The 6,567-nt window shown below is 53.9% G+C and carries 5 protein-coding genes; 4 read left to right on the top strand and 1 reads right to left on the bottom strand.

What is annotated here, in order from left to right; genetic code table 11:
* Window positions 1–786: 786 nt before the first annotated feature.
* Window positions 787–1,368 (top strand): bifunctional precorrin-2 dehydrogenase/sirohydrochlorin ferrochelatase, encoded by a 582-nt coding sequence (locus Q0510_RS19495; RefSeq protein WP_298715485.1) that lies wholly within the window; start codon window positions 787–789, stop codon window positions 1,366–1,368.
* Between the two features lie 145 nt (window positions 1,369–1,513).
* Here Q0510_RS19495 and Q0510_RS19490 read toward each other — a convergent pair whose 3' ends face one another.
* Window positions 1,514–2,035 carry an acyl-CoA thioesterase gene (locus tag Q0510_RS19490; RefSeq protein WP_298715484.1) on the bottom strand — a complete coding sequence of 174 codons (522 nt, stop codon included), beginning with the start codon at window positions 2,033–2,035 and terminating at the stop codon, window positions 1,514–1,516.
* A 291-nt stretch (window positions 2,036–2,326) separates the two neighbouring features.
* Between Q0510_RS19490 and Q0510_RS19485 the strand changes: the two genes are divergently transcribed.
* The 3 genes from Q0510_RS19485 to Q0510_RS19475 form a co-directional block, all read left to right on the top strand.
* A complete protein-coding gene (locus Q0510_RS19485) occupies window positions 2,327–3,982 on the top strand; it encodes a CTP synthase (RefSeq protein WP_298715483.1) in 1,656 nt (551 codons plus the stop codon).
* A gap of 119 nt (window positions 3,983–4,101) precedes the next feature.
* Window positions 4,102–5,940 carry a membrane protein insertase YidC gene (gene yidC / locus Q0510_RS19480; protein ID WP_298715482.1) on the top strand — a complete coding sequence of 613 codons (1,839 nt, stop codon included), beginning with the start codon at window positions 4,102–4,104 and terminating at the stop codon, window positions 5,938–5,940.
* 58 nt (window positions 5,941–5,998) lie between these two features.
* Window positions 5,999–6,567 (top strand): M20/M25/M40 family metallo-hydrolase (locus Q0510_RS19475; protein WP_298715481.1); only part of this gene is annotated, 569 nt, incomplete at its 3' end.

Here is a 6,567-nt window from a genome sequence, read left to right as displayed (position 1 = left end):
CGGCGACCACCGAGATCTACACTCTTTCCCTACACGACGCTCTTCCGATCTGATCACGGTGAAAGGACTGAAGGCCATTCAACAGGCCCGGGTGATCCTGTACGACGCCCTGTCTAACAACGAACTGCTGGACCACGCCCCGCAGAATTGCCTCAAACGCTTCGTAGGCAAGCGCGCCGGCATGCATGTATACACGCAGGCAGAAATCAACCGCATGATCGTGAAGTACGCACTGACTTACGGCAGCGTGGTACGGCTGAAAGGAGGCGACTCCTTCGTGTTCGGCCGCGGCCAGGAAGAAATCGCCGCCGCACAGCAGTACGGGATCGACACCGAAGTAATCCCCGGCATCAGCAGCGCCATATCGGTGCCCGGGGTCAATAAAATCCCCGTAACCGCCCGCAACGTCAGCGAAGGGTTTTGGGTGATCACGGGCACCACGCAGGACGGCAAGCTGAGCCGCGACCTCGAATTCGCCATACAGGCGGATACTACCGTGGTGATCCTCATGGGCATGAGCAAACTCGCGGAAATCGCTTCCATTTACGAAGCGAAAGGCCGCGGACAGGTGCCTGCCGCCATCATCCAGAACGGTACCCTGCCCGACCAGAAAGTGGGTGTGGGCGTAGCCGCCGACCTTGCCGCCATCGCGGAAGGACAAGGCCTGCGCAACCCCGCCATCATCGTGATCGGCGAAGTGGTACGCTTCCATGAAGCGTTCCAGGAACTGCAGACCAAACTGGCGGATGACTATAAACTGGCCGTTTAATTCTTTATCTTGTCACCATGGAACAAAACCATCTTTTTCCCATCTTCCTGAAACTCGACCAGTTACAAGTTTTGGTCGTAGGCGGAGGGAATGTGGGCTGCGAAAAAGTGGGGGCGATCCTGAATAATTGTCCTACCGCCCGCGTGACCGTGGTAGCCACCTGGTTTGCCCCCGAAATGGCGGGCATCGTGGAAGGCTTCCCGAACGTAACACTGGTGGAAAAGCCGTTTTCCTGCGGGGACATTTTCGGGAAAGACCTGGTGATCGCCGCTACGGCGGATAAGGAGCTCAACCACTGTATCTGGGAAAAGTCGAAGGCGGCCAAAGTGCTGATCAACGTGGCCGATACGCCTGCTTTGTGCGATTTTTACCTGAGTTCGGTGGTGCAGAAGGGGAATTTGAAAATCGCGATCAGCACCAACGGCAAATCGCCGACCATCGCCAAAAGGCTGAAGGAAGTGCTGAACGAGTCGATTCCCGAGGGCCTGGAATCCATTTTACAGCATTTGCATGCCATCCGCGACCGGCTGAAAGGAGATTTCTCCGAAAAAGTGAGGAAACTGAACGAATTGACGAGCGTGTTGGTGAAGAAAGACTGAAGTTTCATATATACAGATATCTCAGAAGAATGGACGCGCATCCCCCGGGGTGCGCGTTTTGTTTTTGGGGAAGGGCAGGGGTGGAAAGAAAAATCCCGGCAGGGGCGTGCGCCGCTGCCGGGATCCATATTTTAAATCGCGTGGATTATTGTTCGTAGAAAAGGGCTTTGAGCTCGTTGGCGTCGGCCGGTTTCATTTTACCGCCGAGGATGAGGCGGAGCTGGCGGCGGCGGAGGGCGCCGTCGTACAGTTTTTTCTCCTCTTCCGATTCAGCGATCACCTGGGGAACAGGGCGCGATTTGCCGTTGGGGTCCAGGGCTACGAAGGTCATGAAGGCTTCATTGGATTTGTAACGGTATTGTAAAACCGGGTCTTCTCCCCAAACTTTCATATGTACTTCGATGGAAGTGGTGAAAGCGCGGGTGACGATGGCTTCGATATGCACCACATTACCCAGTTTGATGGGGTTTTCGAAGGAAATGTTGTCGACGGAAGCGGTAACCACCGGGGCGGCGCAGTGTTTCATACAGGCCAGGGCGGCGGCAATATCCATCCAGTACATCAGGCGGCCACCCATCAGGTTGCCGAAGGTATTGGTATCGTTAGGGAGCACCAGCTCGGTCATCTGGATGAGCGATTCATGGGCCTTTTTAGGCATCAAGGTCATAATGGAACGAATTTCGGGGGCAAAATTACGGGAATGCAATGACAATTCCCGTGGCTTGCTGTGGAAGGGGATTTGGAGCGAACTCCCGCCGGGAAATTTTTGAAAACTGCTGTGGTGGCTGGTTTGAGATGCGTTTTGGAGGGCGTTGAGAAAATTCGGTTTGGGAGGGGAACAAATTTGTGTAACTTTGCATGACCTTACGGAAGTAAATTACTTGACAGGATACCACCATTACAGTCCCGGCATCACTTCCCGCTTTGGTCAAGTAAAAGAATCAGGAACTTAGTTTTTATGGCAAAATATATCTTCGTTACGGGAGGTGTTACTTCCTCATTGGGTAAAGGAATTATCGCTGCGTCCCTCGCTAAATTATTGCAGGCACGTGGCTTTAAAGTGACTATTCAGAAATTCGATCCGTATATCAATGTGGATCCGGGGACATTGAACCCTTACGAGCACGGCGAGTGCTTTGTAACTGAAGATGGCGCAGAAACCGATCTCGACCTGGGGCACTATGAGCGTTTTCTCAATACGCCGACATCCCAGGCCAACAACGTTACCACCGGCAGAATTTACCAGACCGTTATCAACAAAGAGCGCGAAGGCGCCTACCTGGGCAAAACCGTCCAGGTGATCCCGCATATCACTGACGAAATCAAACGCCGCATCCTCCTGTTGGGGAAAGACGGTAAATATGATATCGTTATCACCGAGCTGGGCGGCACCGTGGGCGACATCGAGTCGCTGCCCTACGTAGAGGCGGTTCGCCAGCTGCAATGGGAGCTGGGTGAAGAAGACTGCCTGGTAGTGCACCTCACGCTCATCCCTTACCTGCGCGCCGCGAAAGAGCTGAAAACCAAGCCTACGCAGCACTCGGTAAGACTTCTCTCCGAAAACGGCGTTCACCCCGATATCCTGGTGTGCCGTACCGAAGAGCCCATGTACCGCGAGCTGAAAAAGAAAATCGCGCTGTTCTGCAATGTGCAGGTCGACGCGGTGATCGAAGCCAACGACGTGGGAACCATTTACGAGGTGCCCCTGGAAATGATGCGCGAAAAACTCGACGTCATCACCCTCAAAAAACTGAACCTGCCCGTCGAAAAAGAACCTGAGCTCACCAAATGGCGCGAGTTCCTCGACAAGCTGAAATATCCCAAGACCAAAGTGACCATCGGCCTCATCGGCAAATACGTGGAACTGCAGGATGCCTACAAATCCATCCTGGAATCGTTCATCCACGCCGGTGCGGTGAATGAGTGTAAGGTTATTGTGCAAAACATTCACTCTGAGCACATTACGCCTGATAATGTAGCGGAAAAACTGAAAAACCTGGACGGCCTCCTCGTGGCTCCCGGCTTCGGTCACCGCGGTATCGAAGGTAAAATCACGGCGATCCAGTACGCACGTGAGAACAATCTGCCCTTTTTCGGCATCTGCCTCGGCATGCAAATGGCCGTTGTGGAATATGCCCGTAACGTCATGAACCTGAAGGATGCGCATTCTACGGAAATGAACCCGGAGACCGCCCATCCCGTGATCAACCTCATGGAAGAGCAGAAAAAAGTGACCAAAATGGGCGGAACCATGCGCCTCGGCTCCTATGCCTGCGACCTGAAACCCGGTTCACAAGCCTCCGCCATCTATAACGGCGCCACCGCCATCACCGAACGCCACCGCCACCGCTACGAGTTCAACAACGACTTCCTCGACCAGTTCGAGCAGGCTGGCCTCGTTGCTTCCGGCAAAAACCCGGAAACCGGCCTCGTGGAAATGATCGAGCTGCCCGGCCATCCCTTCTTCGTCGGCGGCCAGTTCCACCCCGAGCTGAAATCCACCGTGGAAAGCCCGGCGCCCCTCTTCGTGAGCTTCGTTGCCGCTGCCAAAACCTATGCTGAATCCAAAAATGGTAAGGCTAAGCAGCAGGAAGAGAAAGTGGTACATGAATAAAATAATTTTGATGTAATTATGGTTTCTGTTAGCGGATGACTTTAACATTTCCGCTAACAGAAATCATGCATCATACCCGCCTTTATATTACCTTTGCTCCTTAAATTTTAATTTTCGACATGGATAGAAATTCGGTCATTGGTTTTGTGTTACTGGGCGCCCTCCTCGTAGGGTATATCTGGTGGAACCAGAAGAGCGCGCAGGACGCAAGAATCGAAAAGGCCCGCCAGGATTCCATCGCCAACCTGAACAAGCCCAAAGAGCAGCAAGTTAAAACCGTTGCCCTCGGCGATAGTTCAGCGCCCGCAGGTCAGGATTCCCTGCGCCTCACCAACGAATATGGTCCCTTTACCGCAGCAGCCACCGGTGCCGAAGCCACCGCAGTCCTGGAAAACAAACAGGTGAAAATCACCTTTACCAATAAAGGCGGCCAACCCAAAGCCATCCAGCTGCTGGATTTCAAATCCTCCGCCGGGGAGCCCCTCATGCTCCAGGAAGGTTCGTTCAACCGTCAGGGTATCAAAGTTCCCCTGCCTAATAATCAGTCGCTCAATACCGCAGACGTATTCTTTACACCCGGCAACGTGGAGAAGCACCCCGATGGCAGCCAGTCCATCAGCTACCGCCTCCCCACTTCCAACCCGGCCCAATACATCGAATACACCTACATGCTGAAAAACGACAGCTACCTGGTAGACTACACCATTAACCTGGTGGGTATGCAGGGCGTGCTGGGCGGAAAGAATGTAGAATACCAGTGGAACAGCCAGTCGGACCTGCAGGAGCACGACATGCAGCAGGAACGCCTGAACAACCAGATCCACTGGCGCGATTCGGAGAAAGACCACGACTACTTCACGCTTTCCAACAGCAGCGAGAAAAAACTCGACCGCAAACTGCAATGGATCAGCTTCAAGCAGCAGTTCTTCAACACCACGCTCATCGCTAAAAAAGATAACTTCGTATCCGCCGATATCCACACCAAAGTGCCCGAAAGCGGCAATATCGTGGGCCAGCAGATGTCGACCCTGTTCATCCCGTACAACGGCGCCGCCAGCTACAGCTTCCCCATCGAAGTGTACTACGGTCCCAACAAATACAAGACCCTCAAGTCGATGGACATCGAGCTGCAGAAGATCATCCCCCTCGGCTCCGGTATCTTCGCTTTCGTGAAGTACGTGAACATCTGGATCATCATCCCGGTGTTCGACTTCCTCGGCGGCCTTACCTCCAACTACGGCCTGATCATCCTCCTGCTCACCATCTTCATCCGCCTCATCATCGCGCCTTTCACGTACCAGAGCTATGTGTCGTCCGCCAAGATGAAAGTGCTGAAACCCGAGCTGGACGAGCTGCGCGCCAAGCACAAAGACGACCAGCAGGCCTTCGGTATGGAGCAGATGAAACTCTTCCGCAGCGCCGGCGTGAACCCGCTGGGCGGCTGTCTGCCCGCACTGTTGCAATTGCCGATCCTCGTTGCGATGTACTCGTTCTTCCCCAGCTCCATCGAGCTGCGCCAGGAAAGCTTCCTGTGGGCGAACGACCTCAGCACCTACGATTCCATCTATAACTTCGGTTTCACCATCCCGCTGTACGGCGACCACATCTCGCTGTTCACCATCCTGATGACGATCACGAGCCTGATCCTCGCGTTCTACAACAGGGGCATGGCCGACCAGAGCAACCCGGTGATGAAGTATATGCCTTACGTGTTCCCCATCATGCTGCTGGGTATCTTCAACAGCATGGCCGCGGCGCTCACGTACTATTACTTCCTCTCCAACGTGATCTCGATCCTGTTGCAGTGGGTGATCCAGACGTTCATCATCAACCACGACAAGATCCACGCACAGATCCAGGCGAACAAATCGAAACCCCAGACCAAGTCCAAATGGGCGGAAAGACTGGAAGAGATGCAGAAACGCCAGGCGGATGTACAAAAGACACGCAAGAAATAATATAACCGCATAACACAAAAAGGCTCCACGCAAATGGGGCCTTTTTTACTTTTACTATATGAAGCAGATTGCAATATTGACGATCTGGCTGGCCTATGCAGGAGCAGCCACGGCACAGGAAACGGCGCCTTCGCCCGAAAGGATCAGCGCCACGGTGAATTACCTCGCGTCCGACAAGCTGAAGGGCCGGGGTACGGAAACGAAAGGCGGTGAGAAGGCAGCGAAATATGTAGAGAAGGAATTTAAATCAATAGGGCTGAAGCCGGCCGTTGCGGGACAATACTTCCAGCATTTCGTGTTTGCCCGCGGGAACCACTACAACCTGCGCAGCAAGAACGTGTTGGGTTATATCGACAACGGCGCTCCGCGCACGGTGATCATCGGCGCGCATTATGACCATCTCGGGCATGGCGAGTTGTTCAACGGGCGCTATCCGAATGAAATTCATAACGGGGCGGATGATAATGCTTCCGGCGTGGCAGGGCTCCTGGAACTTGCGCGGCATTACCAGGGCAATGGCGTGAAGGAGCCTTTTAATTTCCTGTTCATCGCTTTCGGCGGTGAAGAGCCGGGGCTGCACGGCTCGAAATATTACACCCGTTACCCCTTGGATTCGCTGGGCAAGGC

The sequence above is a fragment of the uncultured Chitinophaga sp. genome (genome assembly GCF_937874145.1).
Classification (GTDB): Bacteria; Bacteroidota; Bacteroidia; order Chitinophagales; family Chitinophagaceae; genus Chitinophaga.
The sequence above is the reverse complement of the archived record's forward strand: the minus strand, read 5'-3'. Positions and strand labels throughout refer to the sequence as shown.

Bases quoted from the DNA above. Each gene is read 5' to 3' on its own strand.
- Q0510_RS19495 (WP_298715485.1), top strand. From the start codon at position 787: ATGGAACAAAACCATCTTTTTCCCATCTTCCTGAAACTCGACCAGTTA.
- Q0510_RS19485 (WP_298715483.1), top strand. From the start codon at position 2,327: ATGGCAAAATATATCTTCGTTACGGGAGGTGTTACTTCCTCATTGGGT.
- yidC (WP_298715482.1), top strand. From the start codon at position 4,102: ATGGATAGAAATTCGGTCATTGGTTTTGTGTTACTGGGCGCCCTCCTC.
- Q0510_RS19490 (WP_298715484.1), bottom strand. From the start codon at position 2,035: ATGACCTTGATGCCTAAAAAGGCCCATGAATCGCTCATCCAGATGACC.